Origin of the sequence: Mesorhizobium sp. M4A.F.Ca.ET.090.04.2.1 (assembly GCF_003999085.1) — a bacterium.
GTDB lineage: Bacteria > Pseudomonadota > Alphaproteobacteria > Rhizobiales > Rhizobiaceae > Mesorhizobium.
The window spans coordinates 1-1,141 of record NZ_RZOT01000893.1 but is presented as its reverse complement, the minus strand read 5'-3'; the positions used below and the strand labels follow the sequence as shown (position 1 = coordinate 1,141).

At 61.9% G+C, this 1,141-nt stretch carries 2 protein-coding genes; both read right to left on the bottom strand.

Annotation, left to right across the window (positions count from 1 at the left end; all coding sequences use genetic code 11):
- On the bottom strand, positions 1-384 hold a 384-nt coding region (locus EN781_RS32950), incomplete at its 3' end, for a hypothetical protein (RefSeq protein ID WP_127400746.1).
- A partial coding sequence (locus EN781_RS32945) for an EscU/YscU/HrcU family type III secretion system export apparatus switch protein (protein ID WP_127400745.1) occupies positions 381-1,141 on the bottom strand: 761 nt, incomplete at its 5' end. The genes EN781_RS32950 and EN781_RS32945, both read right to left, overlap by 4 nt.

Genomic DNA, 1,141 nt, shown 5'->3' with positions numbered 1-1,141 from the left:
TTCCAGGAGCGCGGTGTTGTGCTCGGGATTCTCGCCGGGCTTTTCGAACGACACGTAGTTGACCACGACATGGTCCTTGTCTCCGCTCAACGTCAGCTGGAAATAGACGGTCACGCCGGGTGGCCTGAGCTCGAGGTCGAGCACGATGCGCGGACTGCCGCTCCAGTCGACATGGGCTTCGCCGCCGTGACCGAGCCTGAGCGTGCCCGGCATGAAGAACAGTTCGGCCGCCGAATCCACCAGATCCGACAGGCAGGCGAAATGCTCGAGCCGGATGAAGGCGATATAGTCGGCGACGTCGATCAGCCTGAGTTCGGTGATCACCTGCTCGATGGCGTTGGCGACGATGATCTCGCGGGATTTTGCGTAAGCTTGCCGGTTCATGAGGTCAGTCTGCGCTCAGCCTTTTTCGAATAGACGATCCGCACCAGCTCGGCGACGGCCTGGTAAAATTGCGACGGGATTACGCTATCAACCGAAACTTGCTTGTACATGGAGCGCGCGAGCGCCACATCCTCAAAGATCGGGATGTTGTGCTCCCTGGCGATCTCGCGGATCTTGAGCGCCACAAGATCCTGGCCCTTGGCCAGCACCATGGGCGCGGAATCCTCCTCGCGGACGTATTTCAGCGCGATGGAATAGTGCGTCGGATTGGCGATGATCAGCGTGGCGCGCGGCACCGCCGTCATCATGCGCCGCCGCGCACGATCACGCGCCAGCGACCTCAGCCGCGACTTGACGATCGGATCACCTTCGGACTGCTTCATCTCGTCCTTGATTTCCTGCTTGCTCATGCGCAGGTCGCGCCGCCAGTGGAAGCGCGACCAGACAAAGTCGGCCACCGCGATCAGCCCCATGACGAAAACGATCGCCACCAATATGTCGACGGCGATGCTCCTGATGACGAGACCGAAGGCGACCGGGTTGGTGATCATGCCGGCTAGCAGCCTGCGGTGGTCCTCCGACAACGTGAAGCCGAGCACGACGACGGCAAAGCCGAGCTTGCCCAGCGACTTCAGGAACTCGACAAGGCCCTGCACGCCGAACATGCGGCTCCAGCCCTTGGCGATCGAGATGCGCGACAGCTGCGGCCTGACCCGCTCGCCGACGAACTGCGGCATATTCTGGAACACCGAGGCGC